Genomic DNA, 20,345 nt, shown 5'->3' on the forward strand with positions numbered 1-20,345 from the left:
CAGAAAAAACCGAGTGTTGGCATGGCACTGGCTAAGGCGCTCGGTGTTACAGGTAATAAGCACTGCTAAGATGATTTCGACGAATATGAAACTGTAGATGAAGACGACTGATCTTCTCGCCCTGTGAAGGGCGGTTACATATTTTGCTGCTATTGATTAGCCATCGTAACTGAGTGAAGAATAGCATGGTGGATACATACTTGCGACTAACATTCAGTCATGATATAATATCTTTATAAATTATCTATGATATGAGCTCGAAGTTTGAAATAGAAGCAAACATTTTTGCGGCAAGCTTCATCATAAGTGATGAGGAAGTCATGGAAAATGTGCGATACGGCTACACAACAGAACAGGCAGCATAGTCAATGTGCGTGCCGCATGAAATGCTGCTTGTTAAACTTAACGACATGAATTCAAGAGGATGCAAACTGAACATTCCGTATATTCCTCGTTCAGATATGCTCTTATAGAAGAAAGTACTTTCAAATACAAACAATGGAAGCAATTTGTCAGACATGTCTGACAAATTGGGAAGGTATAAAATGAATGACGTCAAAACTGTAACTAACCGATTAAAAATTCTTTATCTTTATAAGATCCTTCTTGAAAAGACGGACAATAACCATTATATATCGATGCCAGAGATAATCAGTCAGCTCAGTCTTTACGGAATATCAGCTGCACGAAAAGCTCTTTATGACGATATTGAAGCTTTGAAGACTTATGGCCTTGATGTTCAGCAGCTCAAAGGAAACACTTCCGGTTACTACGTAGCAAGCCGTGAATTTGAACTTCCGGAGTTAAAACTTCTTGCAGATGCAGTTACCTCTTCCCGCTTCCTGACCGAAAAGAAATCGAATGAACTGCTCAAGAAGATCGAAGGCCTTGCAAGTGTACACGAAGCAAAGCAGATCCATCGTCAGGTGTTCGTATCCAACAGAGCCAAAGCAATGAATGAACGTATCTATATTAATGTTGATACTATTCATCGTGCAATAGCTGAAGGAAAGAAAATCTCCTTCAAATATTTTGACTACGATCTTGAAAAGAAGAAAAAATACCGTGACGGACTTCGCGTCTGTTCCCCGTATGCTCTCAGCTGGACAGATGAACGCTACTATCTTATCGCACACTATGAGAAGTATACTTCAATATCAAATTTCCGTGTGGACAGAATGGAAAGTGTAAAGATTCTTGAAGAAGATATCGTACCTAAGCCTTCGGATTTCAGCATAGCTGAATATATGAACTCTTCCTTCTCAATGTTCAGCGGAGAATCAAGAGATGTTAAGCTCCGTTTTGACAACAAGCTTATCAATACAGTCATCGACCGCTTCGGGAAAGATGTATCTCTTATTCCTGACGGTAACGAGCACTTTACTGTTCATGTGAAAGTAAAAGCAGAAGCACCGTTCTTCGCATGGCTGTTCCAGTTCGGAAGTAAAGCAAAGATCGTTGAACCGGCATCACTAAAAGAAAAGTACAGAATACAGATTGAAGATGTTCTGAATACATTATAATCAGGAGAAGAATATGATAAAAGGAATACATCACGTTTCGCTTAAATGCAGCAAAGGAAGACAGTACAATGAAGTTTTAAATTTTTATTCTGAAGTTCTCGGTATGAGCTATCGTACCTGGGGAGATGAAGCAGATCCGGACGGAGTTTTATTCGATACAGGTAACGGACTTATCGAGATTTTCACTAACAAGGATGATGAAGCTGAATACGGAATTATCCGTCACTTTGCGCTTGAAACTGATGACGTTGATTCAATGATCTCAAAAGTACGTTCCGCCGGATATGAAGTTTTCATATCACCAAAGGACATTTCAGTTCCGTTTAACGCAAGAGTGGCATTCTGCTTTGGTCCTCTTGGCGAGCAGGTGGAACTGATTCAGGTAAAGGGATGATAATACACTATGGACAGTGCAAAGAAAATAGAAATACTCAAAGATCTTCTTAATGAGAATTCTGATCGTGAAAGTATTTATTATACTGCCCTTGAAGAAATGGGAGATCTTAAAAAAGATTATTATGATTACATGACTACAGAACCGATTAGTCTTGATAAGGAACTACTCAGAATACCTGATGCAGATTATGAATTATGTGCTGCACTGCTCACGGCAATACTCAGAGAAGACTGTAAGTGCTGCGGTACATTGATCAGAAGAATTAATAACGGTCAGGTTTCCATGCTCCTGAACAAGATGATCGAACTGCTGATAAAGATGTAATTTGCTATCCGAGATATACAGTGATTTGTCCAAACATGATTATGAAATTCAATGCTTATGAATAGATTTAATTACGAGCATTGAGATTGTGACAACAGTGTTGTCACAATTCATGCCAATTATATCCTTCTGCATTTTTGCAGATTACAGATTAGATTTATCGCCCAAACGTCTTGAATTCGGGCTTTACAATATTCATTTATAATTATATAATTATATTAAATGTGAATGCTTAACTAAGATTGTGACAACAGTGTTGTCACAATTCAGAAAGGTGAACGTATTATGGATGAGTTAGTAATTGCAAATCATTTGATTCAAATAATTAACAATTCTAAACAGAAAGCTATGAAAAAGGTCAATGAGGAATTGATACATATGTACTGGGAAATTGGCGAGTATCTTTATAATGAATCGCAGGATTCTTCCTATGGAGATTCCTATATTGATAACGTAGCTAAAAAAATCCAGGCTGCACTTCCTGGAATTAAAGGGTTCAACAAGCGTGGATTATACAGAATGAAGAAATTTTACGAAACTTACAGAGACGATAAAAATGTGACAACACTGTTGCCACAAATCAGCTGGTCGAATCATCTTACTATACTTTCACAGTCGCGTACTGCCGAAGAACGTCTTTTTTACATGGCACTGTGTGTAAAAGAAAACTACTCTGCAAGAGAGCTGTCACGGCAGATGGAAAGTGGTTACTACGAAAGATACATGCTTTCAAAAGAAAAGATTTTACCTGAACCGATAAAAGGCTTAAAAGAAAATCCATTCCTTGACTCGTATGTAATCGAGTTTTTGAATTTGCCATCGAATTTCAAAGAATCCGATTTAAGAGACGGCCTGATACAAAATATGAAAGATTTCATACTTGAAGTTGGTAAGGATTTTACGTTTATTGGTAAAGAAGTTAGAGTTCAGGTTGGCGGGGAAGATTATAAAATAGATCTTCTTTTTTTTCATCGTGGATTACAGTGCCTTGTTGCATTTGAATTAAAAATAGGAAAATTTAAACCTGAGTACATATCTAAAATGGATTTTTACCTGGAGGCACTTGATCGCCAAAAGAAAAAGTCAAATGAAAATCCAAGTGTTGGAATGATATTATGTGCTGCAAAAGATGACGAAGTAGTTGAATATGCTATGAGCAGAACAATGTCTCCGATGATGGTTGCAGAATATCAGCTTCAGTTACCTGATAAAAATGTTCTTCAGAGAAAACTCCAGGAATTAATCAATATTCCTTTAATTGAAGATGATGAATGACACTGATTATTAATAATGCTTTGAAAGAAGAATTATCAAGTGATAATTCAACTGTCGCAAAATTTGCGACAGTTCAAACGGAAGGTGATCGTGAGGTAAAACGTGACATTGAATACTATAACCTTGATGTTATAATATCAGTTGGATACCGTGTAAAATCTCAGCGTGGCGTGGAATTCCGTAAGTGGGCAAACAAAGGGGCTGTTAAAAGTGATTCCCTCGAAAGTATCAGTAAGAAAAGAATTATTGACTGCGATATTGTTCGGATTGAAAAGGCAGTGAAGAAGCATGAGAAAAAAGCTGTGCTGGTTCAAAAAGTAGCTTAAATGCGTTCGGATCAGTGCAGTTTTTCCTATTTGGTTTTCTGAAACTAAATTTACAGCCCCAAATACGTGGAGCAACTGTTGCAAAATTTGCAACAGATCAAACTTAAGGTGGCTGCTGCGCAGCAATTATAATAGCACGCCGCAGGCGTACTATTTCATTTGAAGATTTCCTGTTCACTCTAATTTTAAACAGAGACAATTATGAGAAAGACGTTTTCATGGGCATTCCGGTTTGGAAGAAAAGCAAAAATAGTTGAACCTGAAAAATTTAAAGTGAAGTATGAAGTACATGGTTCAGCTGAATGAAGTGCTGTCGGGGATGAATTAAAACAAGGAGTAAAGAAAGCAATGAATAAAATTATAAAAGACACTATTCATGCCAATGGAATAGATATTGGCATATATACATCTGACTTTGAAAATGAATATATTTCACTAACCGATATTGCTCGGTATAAAAGTGATTCACCAGATGATGTAATAAAAAACTGGCTAAGAAATAAGGATATTATAGAATTTTTAGGGCTGTGGGAATCACTAAATAATCCCGGTTTTAAACCCGTCGAATTCGACGGGTTTAAAAAGCAAGCTGGTTCAAATGCATTTACTTTATCTCCAAAGAAGTGGATTGAATCAACCAGCGCTATTGGAATTGTAAGCAAATCAGGAAGATATGGCGGCACATATGCACATTCAGACATTGCTTTTGAGTTTGCTTCATGGATCTCACCTGAATTCAAGCTGTATATAATACAGGATTATAAGAGATTAAAAACAGAAGAAACAAGTAAACTCTCACTTAACTGGAATCTAAACAGAGAAATATCAAAACTGAATTATAAAATTCATACTGATGCTATTAAAGCAAATCTTATCCCACCTGAACTTACACCTATTCAGATTTCCTATACTTACGCAAATGAAGCCGATCTTCTTAATACTGTTTTATTCGGTAGGACGGCAAAACAATGGCGTGATGAAAATCCTGAAGCAAAAGGGAACATAAGAGATCATGCAACGATTTATCAGCTTCTTGTTTTGGCTAACATGGAAAGTTATAATGCAGTCCTTATCAATCAGGGAAAATCGCAGGCTGAAAGAATGTCACTTCTTCATGAACTTGCAGTTCAGCAGCTGTCTACATTAGACAGACTTGAACTTAATAGTTTACCTGGAATTGAAAAAAAGAACAATGACTGATTGGGGACTATAATGATACCTCAGTATCGACTCGACGAAACGATGACTCGATATTATTTTGTCGAGTCACTCGATAAAATTTCGTCGAGTCACTTGACAAAATTGTTTTGCTGAGATATATCAAGAAAGTTATCATCAAGGATAAAACAAAGGCTGAAGCGTTAACAATATTCAATTATTCTTACGCTGCGATAGAGGAGATACTTTCCAACGCAGTCTATCACCGTTCTTATCAGGTGAGTGAACCGATAACCGTAAGAATTACGCCTGAAAATATCGAAATAACCAGTTTTCCCGGATTCGACAGAAGTATATCTGATGAAAGCATTGCAAATTACTCAATCCGCGCAAGAGTATACCGCAACCGAAGAATAGGTGATTTTCTCAAAGAGCTTCACCTTATTGAGGGGCGAAATACAGGCTTTCCGAATGCTATAAAAGCTCTCCGTGAAAATGGTTCGGAGCTGCTTACTTTTGATATGGATGAAAACAGATCCTATCTCTCGGTAACGATTCCTGTCCACAGCTATTTTCTCAAAAAAAATGAACAAACAGATAAAAAAGCCGCCTATGAAAAAAAGATCACGGACGCACTGAAAGACAAGCCGCTCACCCTAACTGAGCTTGCAGCAGCTATGAACTATAAAGGCATAACTAAAAAACTGACAAATACAGTTAATAATATGCTGGCTAGAAATATCCTCGAAAAAACTGCAGGCGAAGGCAGTGTCAACAAGCTGAAAATAAAATAATTTTCTCCTGCGAGATTTACGATTAAATGGATGCGCCTTTGGCGCAATAGAAAAAAGCTGAAAAAATCTGAGGTTTTTTCAGCTTTTTCTTATTATTTGGCAGAAGCATATCGGGTTTATGGTCAAATACTTTTTTCAGGAACGTATGTGTGTCATACTGTTGACTGGACCAAACGTCAAAGCTATCGTTTTGTATCGGCGTCATCATAATTGTTATCTGTCATACATAAGACAGTCTTTTTCAAATTATCACGTTCCTTATCGATAATCAATTCCTTCAACTCTATTCATAGTTTATACTATTTAAAATCGCAGAAAACATATTTGCCTTTATATTCATAAACTGTACAGGTCCTTAAATTCTGCCTTTCGATTTCATTATCCAAATAATTCTGTGTAAATACTACACTATCATTTTCAAGTTTGACTTTATACTTGTAATGTAATGTGCTTCGTCTGCTGATTTGAGCCAAACTTGATACTGTCTCTATAATTTTGCCTGAATGCTTTACTCCATATTTCATTACTGTTTTTCTCCATATGATATATATTATATGGACTATAACAAATATCACGATTAATATTCCAAATCCATATAAATATAAATGATCTTCTTTTTCTGTGAAAATATCGATGAAAAGCTCTGATAATCTCCTCTTATTTTTGATACTGGAAATTAACTCAGGAGAGAATAGTATGAATTGAAATATCAGTAAAATTATTATGTATAACGGCATGCTTTCAATTGTACTTTTAGGTTGTTTATTCATTTCTTATTTCACCTGTATTCTATTGTAACACTATGCCCTTCAAACCATGGATTGCAAGTGAATTGGTTATATTTTTGAGATATATTCCATATGGATTGAACATTTGAAGCACTTGACTCTAACGACATAGATTTTATATTGGTAATAAAATCATATAAGGCTGAATTGCTTTGATGGTTGAGAGTGTGCAAAGTGATTATCTAAAGTCTGTTATAAAAACCATGTTGTGCCATTTAATTATCGTACACATTGATTCTGGAAAACATTCATGAAACTTGGTTAGGTTTATATAATAACAAAAACTCTTTCCTATAAAGCCATCTGGTGTTCTAACCACTATTCTGTGTTTTATTGAACGTGGATCAAGTAGACTTCTTTTGTTTTCGAAAGATATAATTTCAGCTGTGCATCTGACACCATATATCGTACTAATAATAAATAACAAAAGATAAATAATGTTTAAAACCAAAAACCAAAACACCGGAAGAAAAAACAAAATATTAAACGGAGACACAAACAAATTATAAGTAATTATTTCAGTCAATTTGTACTCGGGTGTGTTTTGTGCCATTTTTATTGTGAAGGCTATTGTAATAACTATGTATATTATCAATGATACTAATAAACCTTTTAATGCATCTCTAATATATACATTGATTTTCATATTAATCTCCATTCTGTCGCTTTGCGACAGTTCAAACTTAAGGTGGCTGCTGCGCAGCAATTATAATAGCACGCCGCAGGCGTACTATTTCATTTGAAGATTTCCTGTTCACTCTAATTTTAAACAGAGATAATTATGAGAAAGACGTTTTCATGGGCATTCCGGTTTGGAAGAAAAGAAAAAATAGTTGAATCTGAAAAATTTAAAGTGAAGTATGAAGTACATGGTTCAGCTGAATGAAGTGCTGGCGGGGATGAATTAAAACAAGGAGTAAAGAAAGCAATGAATAAAATTATAAAAGACACTATTCATGCCAATGGAATAGATATTGGCATATATACATCTGACTTTGAAAATGAATATATTTCACTAACTGATATTGCTCGGTATAAAAGTGAACTGGGCCCCGTTTTTTTACCATCAAAACCTACGGGTCTTATTTCTTACTGAACTTTACCTACTTTTTAAAACATAAAATAACTGTTCACGATCTTCATCAGATTTATAATGACTGCTTTCGATAATCTCGCAAAGCGCCGTGATATATTCGTTCTTATGAAAGAGTGTGGCTGCAGACAAAAGCTCTCACAGTTTCGGCTGAGAGAGCTTTTTAAACAGCATAGCAGTTATTTCAATTTATTGTAATCATTATCGGATACAGCCTCGCACCATTCCGTGCCTGCTTCCTCGCCCTGTATCTCTATTGCAAGATGAGCAAACCAGCTGTCCCCTGCTGCACCGTGCCAGTGCTTAACGCCTGCCGGGATATTTACTATATCGCCTGCGTGAAGTTCTCTTGCTTCCTTCCCGTACTCCTGATACCAGCCGCGTCCGCCGATACAGATAAGCATCTGTCCGCCGCCGCTTTTTGCGCGATGGATATGCCAGTTGTTCCTGCAGGCAGGCTCAAATGTTACATTATAAACAGGTATCTGCTCCGTGGAAACCGGTGCAAGATAGCTTTGTCCCTTAAAGTAAGCGCCGTAAGGATTCGGCTCTCCAATTGGGAACATGATCTCACTCTGGAACCGGTCCTTTTCCGAAACTAAAGAAGAGTTATCTGCGTAAACTTCTTTCGCGATGCTGAACACTGCCCAGGCGTGCGGCCATCCTGCATAGAATGCTGTGTGGGTGATGACTGCCGCCATTTCTTTCTGCGATACGCCGTGATTTTTCGCATTCTGAATATGGTAGCGGATAGAATTATCCGTCACGCCCTGCGACATAAGTGCGACCACAGTGATCATGCTGCGCGTTTTCAGATCAATATCAGTATTGTTCCAGTTCTCACCGAAAAGAATATCATCATTAAAATGTGCAAAGTCCGGAGCAAACTCTCCGAGCTGCGCTCTGCCTGCTGTCTGTACGATCTTTTCAGCCATAATTATACCTCCGTAAAAAAAGAGTACAGGTTTATGTCCTGTACTCATTATAGCATGATTTATTTAGTATGTAAAATGCTTATTTTGTATAGCTTTGTATGCTCAGACTGTATACATTTGATGTACTCCAGAAATTATCCGGCCGCTCCGACTGAGATCATACCGTTTACTTTCTCCTGTTCATGGAATCCGCTGTCTGTTTTGTTCATCAGCGACACAACTTCCACAGCTTACGTTGTTTATTCATTTTTACGCGCCTCAGTATTCCGGGATTTTTATGTTTGATATGTCCTTTTTAAACTGCTCTAAGAATATACCGGCTGCCTTCGTGAAAACAGAGTATCGTTTCCAGATAAAAGAACATACTGCCTCCATAGGAGGTTCAAAAGGCCGGAAGCAGAGCTTGCTGTCACCGCTGACGTTGATAAGCCGGTCGAGAGCAATTGCACATCCTATGCCTTCACCGACCATTACTGATGCATTGTAGATAAGATTGTACTCTGCGACTATATTTGCATCAGGCGCCTGTTCTGCTATCATTTCAGACAGCATGGTGCTGTGATTGGGCTGTCTTGGAATTATGAGGTCAAGTCCTGATACATCAGATATCGTCAGAGTAGATTTCTTAGCCAGCGGTTCATCCTGACGCATCAGTACTCCCCATGTGTCGTGCAGAGGTATTTCAATGGCTTCATATCTGGTTCTGTCGATATTTCCGAATATCAGCCCGAAATCCATCAGTCCGCGATCGAGTTTCTCCATTACATCGGTGCCGTTGCCGCTGAAAAAGCTGTAATGAATACCGGGGTAATCAGCTTTAAGATGATGTGCCGTATCTGCGATCAGCTTTATTGCGTAAGTCTCTCCCGCACCGATATATACAGTGCCGGAGACGCTGTCATTGCTTTGCCTTACTTCCTGCTCCGTCTTGTCCATAAGGTCAATGATCTCCTCAGCGCGTTTTCGGAGTATAATACCCTCCTCTGTCAGCGTGACGCCCTTGTTTGAGCGGACAAGCAGAGTTTTTCCGAGCTCGTCCTCAAGTTCCTTTAACTGACGGGAAAGCGTTGGCTGCGATAAAAACAGTCTCTCTGCTGCCGTTGAAAAACTCTGTTCCCTTGCAACAGCTAGGAAATATTTCAGTACACGAATATCCATTCATTAAGCCCCCTTTTTCAACATCATAACACATCAGACTATAGCTGTCAAGCATATCGCCGTATTCAATATAGGTATTTGCTATCTTAAAAGTACCGTGTTATAATTAAATCAACAAAAGATACCTGACTACCTTGTATTTATGGTGAAGAAAGAGGGATTGAAATGAAAAAGATGATAAGAACAATTCTGACTGCTGCAACAATTATACTTACAGCAGCAGGCTGTGGAAAATACGCTGATTCCGGCAGTGTACAGACGACAGGTAATATTCCGCTTCAGACAGATCTGTCTGCTCATGTAAAAGCATCTGCTGTTCCCGATTATAAATACACGGTACATGATATTATAAATTTACAGAAATATCTGCTGACAGGATTGGCAGAAGACGATCTGACTGAAAAGCCATATGACCTGAACGAGAACGAACACTGGGACGTGATCGATCTGTGTCTTATGAAAAGCGAGATAATCGGTCAGATGAACGACACAAACGATACCCTTGTCGTTTACTTCTCCCGCACGGGAAATACTGAGAAGATCGCTGAACATCTGATCGAGCTTACCGATGCTGACATGTATGTGATCGAAGCTGCTGTTCCGTACACAGATGCCGATATCAGATATCAGGATGACGGCTGCCGTGCCAACAATGAGCAGAATGATAAAACTGTCCGTCCGGGAATAGCTGACCCCGTTTCTTCTATCGACAGCTATGACACGATATTCTTAGGTTATCCGATATGGTGGGGACAGGAACCGCGTATCATTGACACTTTCCTTGAAAGCTATGACTTCTCTGATAAAACAGTTATTCCGTTCTGCACATCCGGCAGCAGCGGTATTTCCGCAAGCGAGAAGAATATCGCAGAGCTTGTGCCGATAGGCAGGCAGCTTGAAGGCAGACGTTTTTCTGCAGGTGCCACAAAGGACGATGTAAAGAAGTGGGTAGATACGCTTCCGCTGAACAGTGAAAAATCTGAATCAGAACTTCTGATCTCCGTGAACGGTCATGAGCTTACTGCTTCTTTTGCCGACAGCACCGCGGCTGCCGAACTTGCCGAAAAGCTGAAAGCAGAACCTGTTACCGTCTCACTTAATGAGTACGGCGGATTTGAAAAAGTCGGCAAACTTCCCTGGGCACTGACAAAAACGGACGAAAAAATCGATACGGAGCCATGCGACATCATGCTCTATCAGGGCAATCAGATGACGATCTTCTATAACTCCAATTCATGGAGTTACACAAAACTCGGACATATCAGCAATATCACACAAGAGGAATTAAAGGATATATTCGGTGATGGTGATGTTTCTGTCACGCTCTCACTGAAATAAATACGAAAAAACCTGAAAAATTCTTAGTTTTTCAGGTTTTTTCTTTCGGTTTAATCAAGCGAATCGATCTTCTTTGAAAGATACTGTCTGAGCTTGGCAAGGTCAGCAAGGCTGAGAGATCCGTCGCCGTCAACGTCGGCTGCCTTCTGCTGTTCGTCAGTTAAATCCCTGTCGCCTAAAAGTGCAAGTGAGACTTCGGTAAGATCGGTAACATCAATTGTTCCGCTTCCGTCTATATCTCCGCTGACATAAGCAGGATCTTCCGGCTTTTCTTCTTCTGAAGTTTTTTCTTCTTCGGAAGGCTTTTCATCTTCGGCTGGTTTTTCATCTTCGGTAACCGATTCATCGTAAACGAGTCTTACTATGGAATAATCCGCGTCGTTTGAAAGCAGATAGCTTCTCAGGTTTTCCATAAGTATGTTGCCCTGCTGTGTCGGGTTAAGGAATGATGTCTTATAAAACCTTACTATGACTTCCGTATCTGTAGTTTCGACCTTCGCCTTGCCCGGAATTTTCTGATCGATATATTTCTGTACAAAAACCGCTACTTCCTCCGGCTCAGTTGCAAATCCGAAATCTGCATAAACGGCCGGTGTCACTGACATGATCACCGATAATCCAGTCATAACTGCTATCGCTTTTTTCATTTTACATTTTCTCCTTGAATACGTGTATTTTAACAAAATCTATATTATTATTATCTGTATTTTAATGAAAGATTTCAATGCATATTTTACACAAAGATAGTTATGAATTATTGTGACAGGCATATTTACGTTGCTTTACTGTAATCAGTGATTTTGATCGTGTCTTTATCTATGTTTTTTAGCAATATAAAGACACGATTGAATTTTATATACAAAACGCAGCATACAGCGGAACAACTTTTTGATTATCTTCAAATGCAAAGTTTTTCGCTGAGAGCTTGATCGCATACTCAGGTTTATACGTTTCCATATAAATGCGAAGGCTCTTCGCTCTGGTATTGTCGGCACTCTTTACTTCAACAGGTATAAGCTTTCCGTCACGCTGAATGATAAAATCAACTTCCGCTCCGCGGTCAGATTCCCAGTAATATGTGCGGTATCCGTTCATTACAAACTGATTATTGACGTAATTCTCAGTCATGCCACCCTTGAAATCATTTATTTCATCCGACATATACAGTATGTCACCGGCATTAAGATCCTTCTTCGCACAAAGCAGTCCTGTATCAGAAACATATATCTTGAAGGAGTCAATATCCTTATAGTTTTCAAGCGGCTTCTTTATCTGTGCGGCTCTGTACACCTGAGAAACGATACCTGAAAGTTGAAGCCACTCTACAGCATTCTCAAATTCAGACGCTCTTGCGCCTTTCTTTATCAGCTTATACTGAAAACGCGTATTCTTTTTGGAAAGCTGAACTGTGATATTATAATAGCAAAGACGAGTTTTCTTGATTTCGTTCGTGGTGTTGTATTTACTCATATCATCAAGATAACCAAGCAGGATAGTATCCTGTATATGACGCACAAGCAGATAATCCTTTGTAACAGCAAACTTTTCCACACACTCCGGCATTCCGCCGACTATAAGATACTGACGGTATAACTGCATAGCAGAATCATGCAATGCCGCAGGCATCGGACTGTCATCTTCAAAGTGCCTGCGTATCTCTTTTACAAGAGACTCCTCGCCTAAAGCAAAAAGAAATTCCTCCATATCCATCGGGTACATATTCTTTATATCCACCTTGCCGACAGGAAATGAAAACTGCCTCCGGTTCACAGCAACTCCAAGCAGGCTTCCGGCTACTGCGATGTGATACTCCGGAGCTTCCTCACAGAAATATTTGAGAGATGTCAGAGCACGTTCGCACAGCTGGACTTCATCAAATATTATAAGCGTTTTCTCCGAAACAATAGTTGTACCGGATATATGCGAGAGGATCGGCAGCAGATATGCCGGACTTATATTTTCAGCAAATGTATCTGCCAGCTTCGGATCAGTTTCAAAATTAAAATATGCTACGTTATCGTAGTTATTACGCCCAAATTCAAGCAGAGCATAAGTCTTGCCGACCTGTCTTGCACCCTGAAGGATCAGCGGTTTACGGTTCGGGCTTTTCTTCCATTCGATAAGATATTCTGATATTTTTCTGTACATTCGAGCACCTCCCATGTAGTTTTCAGCTTTATTATAATATATATTCGTGTAAAAATCAATGGATTTTTCAGAAAAATTCGCGTAATTTTACACGAACTTTTTCGGAAAATCTGCAATTTTAGGCACGAATCATTTATAACCCACGTAAAAAACGAAAGTTCCCGCTTTTTTTACGGGAACTTTTTCTTTATTTATTGCTTTCTTCGCTTGCTTTCTCACGAAAAGGTATGCCTTCGGCATACTATCTATAAATGGAACTTATTCGCCATACAAATTAACTGAAGATATTCCATTTGACACTACAGTTGTTCCAGATTGTCCTGTTGCATGAAACCTGTACAAGACAAATTGACCGCCTCTTAACATCCACTTCATGTCCAGTTTCTCTAATGTCGATATCAATAGTATCATAATTAAAATATGCACGTTCAATTTCCACACCAGATTCCCAGCCTGTCTCCTTGAATATCGAATTCAACATAAGTACATTTTCATCGAAAAAAGCAGCATCATATTTCTGACGATATTTTTCTATAATATCTTCTTTGTATATCTGAGAAAGATATGATAGCATCTCGTCAGTACTTGTAACAACGGCCGCCATTCCTGATTTACCGTCAAAAGCACCTGATACAAGTTCCGAGTCTTCGTCATGATACCAATCTACTGAAGACGACATGTTAGATAAATGTATCTGCTCCTCTTTTCTTTCTTCTGTTATAGTATCAGCAGATAATGTTGTTACAGAAGAGGAAGTTTCTGTGAATGATGAACCCAATGTTTCTTCAGTTTTCGACATTTCTGAAGCAGATGTGTTATCTTCAACATTCATAACTATTTCACTTTTCGGAATTAATCTAGCCGTTATACCCGCAACACCTGCAAAAATCAGAATCACTGCTGCCGACACTGCAAAAACTGCTGATCTTTTTCTGCGGTAATTTTCAATTTTAACTTCATATTCTTCTTTACCCTGATCAGATGCATATTTCTCCGTATTTTCACAAATTTCATCAACTTCATATTTCTTTCGGCTGATCTTATACATCCTCTCCTTTTCATCCGAAGTTAGTTTATCATGTTCCGATAAAATTTCTGTAATTTCTTTATCAGCATTTTCAAGTATGCTGAAATCTGTTTTTTTTCATTTTCATAAATATCACTGCTCCTGAAACGATATTCCTGATTTTTCAAGTGCCTTTCTGAGTTTTTTTAAAGCACGGCTACTTCTAACTCTGACCGACTGAGGAGAAATATTCATTATTTCTGATATCTCTGTCGATGTACGATTATAGTAATATTTGTGAATAAGTATTGAACAGTCCGGTTCGCCAAGTTCATTGATTTTTTCAATAAGAAGCTTCTGAATTTCAGTATCAGACACTTCATTTTCGACATCATCAGATGATCTTATCTGTTCAAATTCATTATCATCAGTACTGAATATGTTTTTTCCAGATGAAAGCTTCTTTAAATATCTCAGAGCTTTTCTTCTTGCAATCGTTGCAATGAATCCTTTGATATCACCTTCACGTTCACTGTCAGAATTAAAATATCTGTATACATCTGCAAAAACATCTCCTACGCACTCTTCAATATCTTCCCTTTCAGCACTGCTTCTGAGAATATTGAATACGATAGTATGTACATAGCCACAGTATTCATCAAATATTTTTCTGTAAATATAATCGTCAGAATTATTTTTTCCGCACTGAAATTCTTCGTGTGTCATTGCTTCACCACCTGCAGGTATCATTAAATGCATTTATCAGATCCTTCACTATTCATATTGACATCATAACATTAAAGTGTTACATAATTTTTAAAATTTTTGAGGATCAAATCAGAAGCCGGAAAAGGAATTTAATAATCACTGAATATTATCTGTCACAAAACAAAAGTTCTCACAGTGATCGCTGTGAGAACTTTTATCAGATAAATTCACAATTGCTCTTTTAATCTATATTTTCTATTAGTATTCGTCCCCTCATATTCAACATCAGGCATTTCTTTTAAAATAACTCTTGTACGAGACGAACTTAAACCTATTGCTTCTGCTATTTCATTTGTTTTTGACAATCCGTTCTTTCGTAAGTACTCCCTTATCGCTTTATAGTTATCTTCTGTTTTTCTTCGCTTGTTTTCTTCGCTTGTTTTCTTCGCTTGTTTTCTTCGTTTGTTTTCTTCGCTTGTTTTCTCTGCTTTATTTATCCGCTTATTTTCGTCGTTTGCAGTCTTTGCTTGTTTTCTTCGCTTGCTTTCTTCGCTTGCTTTCTTCGCTTCATTCTCCACAAATTCAAGCAGCAAAATGGTCCTGTCCGGATTATATCTTTCCTCTACAACAGGTAATTTCCACCCTTCATTTTCCCAGACCTGATAAATATCCGGGATACCACTTCCCGCTCTTTCGCCTATACCAATCATATTAAACATCTTCATCAGTGTTTTATTTCTAGGATCTGATATACCGCCATGCAACATCTGCTGCGGGAACTTTTTTTCAATTTGCGCCGTAGGCGCTACCATTTCCGAAAAGGTATGCCTTCGGCATGCTATTTATAAATATCGTCTTTCAGATTTAATCATCGTTTTTCAGCAGATACTTATTACTTACTACCTTCATACTTAATGCAGCACTAATTGTAGTACTGAACACTGGTTCCACCGGACGAATAACAATGCCTTCCTTTTTACCGCCGTTAGGATAATCACCGTCGGCACGTTCAAGCAAAGCCTCTACTGTAGGATATTTAGCAGGAAGATCAGTATCGATCTCTTCTATCGGAACGACGTCAAACTCCAGTTCTTTGCATATCTCCAGCATCCGGTCAAGTCCGACACGCTTGCCATTCTCCATTACAGTAAAGACATACCACTCAGGCTTTTTGAGTTTCAGACGATTCTTCTGGATACCCGGAGCACAGAATTCCCCCTGAACTGTAAGTGAAGCCAGATTCTCTTTTAACTTGAATGCTTCAAGCTTTTCCTTATATCCCCGCTCGTTTACGAGATTATAGAAATCACTTTTGCCGTCATCTTTATACTCATAATTATGACCAGTAACATGAAATCCATCCTCATCTATGCTGACAGAATGAGAACTACCATCCATTTTAGTGCTGATATAGTATTTCAGTCCTGCAAACTCTTTTATAAGCTCCGGTTCAGCTTGTACCCTTGTTTCATCAGTATGAGGAATACTTCCCGGCAGATCTCCGGTGATTGTACCACCGGAAGTTGCGCGCACCTCCATTTCCCACTTGCGGACATTCAGTAGTTCAGTAACATCAGAACCCACTTCAATATCAGCTGGGATTTCAGGAAATTTACTTAACGGAAGCAGCAGTCCCTGTGATACCTGACCGCGGAACTTCTGAGTTTTCAGACGGAAACCTTCGCCCATAATATCGGTCTTCCTGTAGCTTGATGCTCTCAGAAACTCAAACTCGCTGCATACAGGAAGAAAACTGTCGATTTCAAAATACACAGCAAGATCCGTAGGTGCGAACTGATTTTTATTCACCACGCACTGCCATCCAAGGACATATGCCAGTTCTATTCTGTCAGCGCCTTCTATCGGCTCTATTTTCCATATTCTTTGTACGCTTGCTAATTTTCTGCTCATGATCAACATCCTTTCTTATTTATCAATATCTTTTCCTTTATCCTGAAGAATATTCCGGATATAATACGTACTTCTTCCAACTCCGGATTTCACAATAACCTGTTCTTCCGTGAGTTTTTTCAATGCTGACAATACAGATGACCTGCCGAATAACGGACAGTTACTGATCACATCACTGCCGGTGAATTTTCCTGTTTTGCTGTCAACATATACTTTTACAACATCATACGCTGAACTTTTCACTCCGATATCGTTCATAAGTCCTACACGCTTTTCAAATTCATTGTATGAGACAAGTATGATCTTAAGCATGTATTTTATAAACGGTCTGTAATCATTGCGGTTTTCATACCAGTCATAATTCGACTGCTCAAGGACTTCATAATATGTTTCCTTAGTTTTCTCGATTTCTTTTTCGATACTGATATATTTTCCGACTGTAAATCCTGATTTGTAAAGCAGTAAAAGAGTCATAAGTCTGCTCATCCTTCCGTTACCGTCATTAAACGGATGGATACAAAGAAAATCGCATATAAAAACCGGTATCAGTATAAGAGGATCGACATATTCCAGCGCCATAGCCCTGCTGAAACTCTCACACAAATCTTCAACTGACTGCGGAGTTTCAAACGGTTCAACAGGAGTAAATCTCACTTTCCTTGTACCGTCGGCCAGCGTTTCAGCTATATAATTCTGAACATTCTTAAACCTTCCGCCGAATTCAAGTCCGGCTGGTTCCAGCAGATCTCTGTGAAGCTGAAGAATATACGACGACCTTACCGGAATGTATTCATAATTCTCATGTATTGTTTTAAGAACATTACGATAACCAAGTATCTCCTGCTCACCCCTGTTTCGCGGCTGAGTTTTTTCATTTATAAGCTGATGCATTCTTGTGCTGGTCGTTACGATACCCTCAATTTTATTTGAAGCTTCTGTACTCTGAATTCTCGCTATTTCAACGAGTCTGTCCAGTTCAGCTGGTTTTTGTCTTATAAAAAACTCCTGACGGCCTTTGCATTCATGAATTTTTGCAACAAGGCGAAGTATTTCGCTGTCCCAGCATTCTTCCGCAAATCTGCTGTAATCAAATACTCTCATGATATTCCTTTCGTCCGGCATTTTCAGTTTTCGTCCATATTATATCATGAATTGGACGAAAAAGCAATAGTCCGGACGAAAATTTCTTTCAGTTACACTGTTGACCTGCCGTTTCATATATGATATCATACAGAGTATAAAAATCTCCCTTGACCTTCCCCTTACGGCATGGTTTATACTATAAACATAAACCTGCGCAAAGGAGAATGAACAATGGATAAGACGAAGATCAGAGGAATGGAAAATGCCGTTGCCGGAGATTACAGCAACACTGCAGGCATCGCCGTAATGAAAGACGGAAAACTGGTTTATGAAAAATATTTCAGCGGATGTACGGAAGAAAGCCGTATCCATGTGTTTTCAGTCACCAAAAGTATTGTTTCCGTATTGTTCGGCATCGCACTGGATAAAGGACTTTTAGACAGCATCGACCGGAAAGTTCTTGATTTTTATCCGGACTACACGGTGAAAAAGGGCGAAAAGACGATACAGAACATTACCATACGTGATATTCTCACCATGACTGCACCGTATAAATTCCGTTTCAATCCGTATGTAAAATATTTCACAAGTCCCGACTGGGTGAAATTTTCACTTGATACGCTCGGCGGAAAGCGGCATACAGGTGAGTTCCGATATGCACCGATAATCGGTCCGGATATTCTGTCCGGCATTCTTGTAAAAGCTACCGGCATGTCCGTACTGGATTTTGCAAAGGAAAATCTGTTTGAACCGCTCGGCATAAACGTCGGTGAAAGTATCATTTTCCGGAACAAGGATGAGCAGATGGCATTTTACAAAGCTACCGATATAAGCGGATGGGTCGCAGATCCTAAAGGCATAAATACTACCGGATGGGGCCTTACTCTTTCGCCGGTGGATATGGCGAAGATCGGACAGATGCTTTTAAACGGCGGAACCTGGAACGGTAAACGCATCGTATCGGAAAAATGGATATCCGAAAGCACATCTGAACACAGCCGATGGAAAAAGCTCAATATCCCGTACGGATATCTGTGGTGGCTTGGCCGTGACTGTGACGGATTTGCCGCAATGGGCGACGGTGGTAACATCATCCGGGTTAGTACGAAGAAAAAACTTGTTGTCGCGATCACCTGTCTTTTCGTGCCGCGTGCAAAGGACAGAATCGATTTTATCAAAGAATACATCGAACCGGCATTTGACGAATAACAGATCACCATTTTAGCCGGTAAACAGGAGAATAAACTTATGCTTTCTATCGGAGAATTCTCAAAGATCTGCAGTGTATCAGCAAAAACGCTGCGATACTACGCCGAAATAGGCCTGCTCGAACCGGAAAAGGTAGATCCCGAAAACGGATACCGCTACTATTCCGTAGATCAGCTTGAAACGATGCTGTTTATAAACCGCCTTAAGTCGTATTCATTTTCACTGGATGAGATAAAGAATATCATCCGCTCGGAGGAAATGAACGGAGACGGACTTTATCAGGCATTTGCCCGGAAGAAAAATGAGATCGAAGAGCAGATAAATGACCGGAACCGAATTTTAGCGCAGCTGGAAAATGATATTTCGATGATCCGCGAAGGCAGATCTGTCATGTCATATCTGAATGATATTGATATCCAGCTTGCTGATGTTCCGAAAATGTATCTTATGTCGGTCAGAAAAATGGTAGGTCCAGATGACTATCCCCTCGAATACAGCCGCTGCTATGAACATATCTTCAAGCGGATAGCAACTGACAAACTCACCCTGAGTGGTCCGCCGATGGTGCTTTTTCACAGTTCCGAATACACACCGGAGGGTCTGGATACTGAATTCGCCGTACCGGTAAAGGAATACGCCACCGGCACACGGGATTTCTGTCCGGGGCTGTGTCTGAAAACCATCCTTCACGGCCCGTACTCCGGCCTTCCTTCAGTCTACGCAAAGCAAACAGAATGGGCGGAGAAAAACGGATACATCTGTACAGGAGCACTTTTTGAAGTTTATGTAACAGATCCGTCGCAGGTCACAGACGAAAGCGAATATATCACCGAGGTTTACTATCCGGTGAGGAAGAATGCATAAATTTACGGTCGTCAACTTAAGACGGCCGTTTTGAGTATATTCAAATTTTGATTATGTCTTTATCTATGATTTTTTACGAGATAAAGACACAATTGAAAGAAACTGCTCAATCGGCGTATTTACGAGGATTAGATAATCTTTCTGATTTTGATCTTGTCTTTATCTATGTTTTTTTATGAGATAAAGACACGATTGAATTGACCTCCGTAATATAATGTTATCCTCATATTCGGTACCGATATCGAAAAAATCAAAAAATCATCCGACACTTCACCGTGTTCGATTGTATTATAAGTGAAAGGGGGCG

The 20,345-nt window shown here is 39.1% G+C and carries 20 protein-coding genes and 1 pseudogene; 11 read left to right on the forward strand and 10 right to left on the reverse strand.

Annotated features, from left to right (window positions below):
- Positions 1 to 545 precede the first annotated feature (545 nt).
- The 7 genes from CC97_RS11950 to CC97_RS11980 all read left to right on the forward strand — a co-directional run bounded on the left by CC97_RS11950 (position 546) and on the right by CC97_RS11980 (position 5,797).
- A complete protein-coding gene (locus tag CC97_RS11950; RefSeq protein ID WP_044975156.1) occupies positions 546 to 1,523 on the forward strand; it encodes a WYL domain-containing protein in 978 nt (325 codons plus the stop codon).
- 13 nt (positions 1,524 to 1,536) lie between these two features.
- Positions 1,537 to 1,917 carry a VOC family protein gene (locus tag CC97_RS11955; protein ID WP_044975157.1) on the forward strand — a complete coding sequence of 127 codons (381 nt, stop codon included), beginning with the start codon at positions 1,537 to 1,539 and terminating at the stop codon, positions 1,915 to 1,917.
- Between the two features lie 9 nt (positions 1,918 to 1,926).
- Positions 1,927 to 2,244 (forward strand): DUF6508 domain-containing protein, encoded by a 318-nt coding sequence (locus CC97_RS11960; protein WP_044975158.1) that lies wholly within the window; start codon positions 1,927 to 1,929, stop codon positions 2,242 to 2,244.
- 285 nt (positions 2,245 to 2,529) lie between these two features.
- The gene (locus CC97_RS11965; RefSeq protein ID WP_044975159.1) at positions 2,530 to 3,519 is read left to right on the forward strand and encodes a PDDEXK nuclease domain-containing protein; all 990 of its coding nucleotides are present in this window, start codon (positions 2,530 to 2,532) and stop codon (positions 3,517 to 3,519) included.
- Entirely contained in the window at positions 3,516 to 3,845 is a 330-nt protein-coding gene (gene rhuM, locus CC97_RS21600; RefSeq protein WP_049962876.1) for a RhuM family protein, read from the forward strand. The genes CC97_RS11965 and rhuM overlap by 4 nt, the downstream gene beginning before the upstream one ends.
- Positions 3,846 to 4,193: 348 nt before the next feature.
- Entirely contained in the window at positions 4,194 to 5,045 is an 852-nt protein-coding gene (locus CC97_RS11975) for a KilA-N domain-containing protein (RefSeq protein WP_044975160.1), read from the forward strand.
- A 107-nt stretch (positions 5,046 to 5,152) separates the two neighbouring features.
- Complete coding sequence (locus CC97_RS11980; protein ID WP_049962877.1) at positions 5,153 to 5,797, forward strand: ATP-binding protein; 645 nt, start codon at positions 5,153 to 5,155, stop codon at positions 5,795 to 5,797.
- A 299-nt stretch (positions 5,798 to 6,096) separates the two neighbouring features.
- Here CC97_RS11980 and CC97_RS11990 read toward each other — a convergent pair whose 3' ends face one another.
- Positions 6,097 to 6,567, reverse strand: coding sequence for a hypothetical protein (locus CC97_RS11990; protein WP_044975162.1), 471 nt, complete (start codon positions 6,565 to 6,567; stop codon positions 6,097 to 6,099).
- A gap of 946 nt (positions 6,568 to 7,513) precedes the next feature.
- On the opposite strand from CC97_RS11990, the pseudogene CC97_RS20580 reads away from it, so the two are divergent.
- Positions 7,514 to 7,627, forward strand: a pseudogene (locus CC97_RS20580) (KilA-N domain-containing protein); the annotation flags it as partial.
- 230 nt (positions 7,628 to 7,857) lie between these two features.
- On the opposite strand, the gene CC97_RS12000 reads toward CC97_RS20580, so the two are convergent.
- Entirely contained in the window at positions 7,858 to 8,613 is a 756-nt protein-coding gene (locus CC97_RS12000) for a carboxymuconolactone decarboxylase family protein (protein WP_044975164.1), read from the reverse strand.
- A 258-nt stretch (positions 8,614 to 8,871) separates the two neighbouring features.
- Entirely contained in the window at positions 8,872 to 9,771 is a 900-nt protein-coding gene (locus CC97_RS12005) for a LysR family transcriptional regulator (RefSeq protein ID WP_044975165.1), read from the reverse strand.
- Between the two features lie 165 nt (positions 9,772 to 9,936).
- Here CC97_RS12005 and CC97_RS18960 point away from each other — a divergent pair, with 165 nt between their 5' ends.
- A complete protein-coding gene (locus tag CC97_RS18960) occupies positions 9,937 to 11,109 on the forward strand; it encodes a flavodoxin (protein WP_049962878.1) in 1,173 nt (390 codons plus the stop codon).
- 50 nt (positions 11,110 to 11,159) lie between these two features.
- On the opposite strand, the gene CC97_RS12015 is transcribed toward CC97_RS18960, so the two are convergent.
- The 7 genes from CC97_RS12015 to CC97_RS12045 form a co-directional block, all read right to left on the reverse strand.
- On the reverse strand, positions 11,160 to 11,756 hold the full coding sequence (locus CC97_RS12015) for a dockerin type I repeat-containing protein (RefSeq protein ID WP_044975166.1): 597 nt from the start codon (positions 11,754 to 11,756) through the stop codon (positions 11,160 to 11,162).
- A gap of 205 nt (positions 11,757 to 11,961) precedes the next feature.
- The gene (locus tag CC97_RS12020) at positions 11,962 to 13,257 is read right to left on the reverse strand and encodes an ATP-binding protein (protein WP_044975167.1); all 1,296 of its coding nucleotides are present in this window, start codon (positions 13,255 to 13,257) and stop codon (positions 11,962 to 11,964) included.
- A gap of 274 nt (positions 13,258 to 13,531) precedes the next feature.
- Positions 13,532 to 14,305 carry a hypothetical protein gene (locus tag CC97_RS12025; RefSeq protein WP_044975168.1) on the reverse strand — a complete coding sequence of 258 codons (774 nt, stop codon included), beginning with the start codon at positions 14,303 to 14,305 and terminating at the stop codon, positions 13,532 to 13,534.
- A gap of 111 nt (positions 14,306 to 14,416) precedes the next feature.
- On the reverse strand, positions 14,417 to 15,022 hold the full coding sequence (locus tag CC97_RS12030) for a sigma-70 family RNA polymerase sigma factor (protein WP_081850107.1): 606 nt from the start codon (positions 15,020 to 15,022) through the stop codon (positions 14,417 to 14,419).
- A 176-nt stretch (positions 15,023 to 15,198) separates the two neighbouring features.
- Positions 15,199 to 15,783 (reverse strand): ATP-binding protein, encoded by a 585-nt coding sequence (locus CC97_RS21075; protein ID WP_044975170.1) that lies wholly within the window; start codon positions 15,781 to 15,783, stop codon positions 15,199 to 15,201.
- Positions 15,784 to 15,835: 52 nt separating this feature from the next.
- On the reverse strand, positions 15,836 to 16,882 hold the full coding sequence (locus CC97_RS12040) for an RNA ligase family protein (RefSeq protein WP_044975171.1): 1,047 nt from the start codon (positions 16,880 to 16,882) through the stop codon (positions 15,836 to 15,838).
- A gap of 15 nt (positions 16,883 to 16,897) precedes the next feature.
- Positions 16,898 to 17,983 (reverse strand): Fic family protein, encoded by a 1,086-nt coding sequence (locus CC97_RS12045; protein WP_044977015.1) that lies wholly within the window; start codon positions 17,981 to 17,983, stop codon positions 16,898 to 16,900.
- A 213-nt stretch (positions 17,984 to 18,196) separates the two neighbouring features.
- Between CC97_RS12045 and CC97_RS12050 the strand changes: the two genes are divergently transcribed.
- Together CC97_RS12050 and CC97_RS12055 are read left to right on the forward strand one after the other, a co-directional pair.
- On the forward strand, positions 18,197 to 19,174 hold the full coding sequence (locus CC97_RS12050; RefSeq protein WP_044975172.1) for a serine hydrolase: 978 nt from the start codon (positions 18,197 to 18,199) through the stop codon (positions 19,172 to 19,174).
- 39 nt (positions 19,175 to 19,213) lie between these two features.
- Complete coding sequence (locus CC97_RS12055; protein ID WP_044975173.1) at positions 19,214 to 20,038, forward strand: MerR family transcriptional regulator; 825 nt, start codon at positions 19,214 to 19,216, stop codon at positions 20,036 to 20,038.
- Positions 20,039 to 20,345 lie beyond the last annotated feature (307 nt).

The organism is Ruminococcus sp. HUN007 (assembly GCF_000712055.1).
Taxonomy (GTDB): domain Bacteria; phylum Bacillota; class Clostridia; order Oscillospirales; family Ruminococcaceae; genus HUN007.

Coding starts and splice junctions, on each gene's coding strand:
- CC97_RS11950 (WP_044975156.1), top strand. CDS start 546: ATGAATGACGTCAAAACTGTAACTAACCGATTAAAAATTCTTTATCTT.
- CC97_RS11955 (WP_044975157.1), top strand. CDS start 1,537: ATGATAAAAGGAATACATCACGTTTCGCTTAAATGCAGCAAAGGAAGA.
- CC97_RS11960 (WP_044975158.1), top strand. CDS start 1,927: ATGGACAGTGCAAAGAAAATAGAAATACTCAAAGATCTTCTTAATGAG.
- CC97_RS11965 (WP_044975159.1), top strand. CDS start 2,530: ATGGATGAGTTAGTAATTGCAAATCATTTGATTCAAATAATTAACAAT.
- rhuM (WP_049962876.1), top strand. CDS start 3,516: ATGACACTGATTATTAATAATGCTTTGAAAGAAGAATTATCAAGTGAT.
- CC97_RS11975 (WP_044975160.1), top strand. CDS start 4,194: ATGAATAAAATTATAAAAGACACTATTCATGCCAATGGAATAGATATT.
- CC97_RS11990 (WP_044975162.1), bottom strand. CDS start 6,567: ATGAATAAACAACCTAAAAGTACAATTGAAAGCATGCCGTTATACATA.
- CC97_RS12000 (WP_044975164.1), bottom strand. CDS start 8,613: ATGGCTGAAAAGATCGTACAGACAGCAGGCAGAGCGCAGCTCGGAGAG.
- CC97_RS12005 (WP_044975165.1), bottom strand. CDS start 9,771: ATGGATATTCGTGTACTGAAATATTTCCTAGCTGTTGCAAGGGAACAG.
- CC97_RS18960 (WP_049962878.1), top strand. CDS start 9,937: ATGAAAAAGATGATAAGAACAATTCTGACTGCTGCAACAATTATACTT.
- CC97_RS12015 (WP_044975166.1), bottom strand. CDS start 11,756: ATGAAAAAAGCGATAGCAGTTATGACTGGATTATCGGTGATCATGTCA.
- CC97_RS12020 (WP_044975167.1), bottom strand. CDS start 13,257: ATGTACAGAAAAATATCAGAATATCTTATCGAATGGAAGAAAAGCCCG.
- CC97_RS12025 (WP_044975168.1), bottom strand. CDS start 14,305: ATGTATAAGATCAGCCGAAAGAAATATGAAGTTGATGAAATTTGTGAA.
- CC97_RS12030 (WP_081850107.1), bottom strand. CDS start 15,022: ATGCATTTAATGATACCTGCAGGTGGTGAAGCAATGACACACGAAGAA.
- CC97_RS21075 (WP_044975170.1), bottom strand. CDS start 15,783: ATGGTAGCGCCTACGGCGCAAATTGAAAAAAAGTTCCCGCAGCAGATG.
- CC97_RS12040 (WP_044975171.1), bottom strand. CDS start 16,882: ATGAGCAGAAAATTAGCAAGCGTACAAAGAATATGGAAAATAGAGCCG.
- CC97_RS12045 (WP_044977015.1), bottom strand. CDS start 17,983: ATGAGAGTATTTGATTACAGCAGATTTGCGGAAGAATGCTGGGACAGC.
- CC97_RS12050 (WP_044975172.1), top strand. CDS start 18,197: ATGGATAAGACGAAGATCAGAGGAATGGAAAATGCCGTTGCCGGAGAT.
- CC97_RS12055 (WP_044975173.1), top strand. CDS start 19,214: ATGCTTTCTATCGGAGAATTCTCAAAGATCTGCAGTGTATCAGCAAAA.